The following is a 587-nucleotide window of genomic DNA, read 5'->3' as shown; positions in this document are numbered from 1 at the left end:
TTTTGAAACCTATTTACATAAAATATTTACTGTTAATTTTTTCACTTGTGTTTATTTTTAGGTTTACATTTTTTCCAGTCGCTTCTTTGGGAATAGGTATTTCTGAGGGTGGATTAAATTTAATTCCATTAATCAAACTGTTTAATGAGTTTAGCAGCATTAAACAATTTATCGTTAATATCTTTGGAAATATCATTCTTTTTGTGCCATTTGGATTTATTTTAACATCCATAAAGAGATCAAAAAAAGTTATACTAATGGGCTTATTTTTATCGGTAAGCATAGAAGTTGTCCAATTTATGATGTCTCTTAGAACCTCAGATATAGATGATGTTATTTTAAATACTATAGGGACATACATTGGGTATAAGATTTCAATGAGTAAATACTTTTAGAAGTAATATGGTATAAGTCTTTTCTTAATACCCAATGAACATTATTAATTTTAATCTTATCGTGGAACTGGTCCAAAACGATTCTCGTGATTTTCACTTTTAAAACAAGCAAATATTAATAAAATAATTTGTCCTATAAACGGAATTAAACTAATTAAATACCACCAACCACTTTTACCAATATCATGTAAT

2 protein-coding genes are annotated in these 587 nt (G+C 26.6%); one reads left to right on the top strand and one right to left on the bottom strand.

Features of this window, described 5'->3' with window-relative positions; genetic code table 11:
* Positions 1-395 (top strand): VanZ family protein (locus tag CN514_RS24415; RefSeq protein WP_176526068.1); only part of this gene is annotated, 395 nt, incomplete at its 5' end.
* Positions 396-451: 56 nt separating this feature from the next.
* On the opposite strand, the gene CN514_RS24410 is transcribed toward CN514_RS24415, so the two are convergent.
* A complete protein-coding gene (locus CN514_RS24410; RefSeq protein ID WP_098234785.1) occupies positions 452-577 on the bottom strand; it encodes a DUF805 domain-containing protein in 126 nt (41 codons plus the stop codon).
* Between the last annotated feature and the right edge of the window lie 10 nt (positions 578-587).

Origin of the sequence: Bacillus sp. AFS001701 (assembly GCF_002559405.1) — a bacterium.
Classification (GTDB): Bacteria; Bacillota; Bacilli; order Bacillales; family Bacillaceae_G; genus Gottfriedia.
This window is presented reverse-complemented; position numbering and strand designations above follow the sequence as displayed.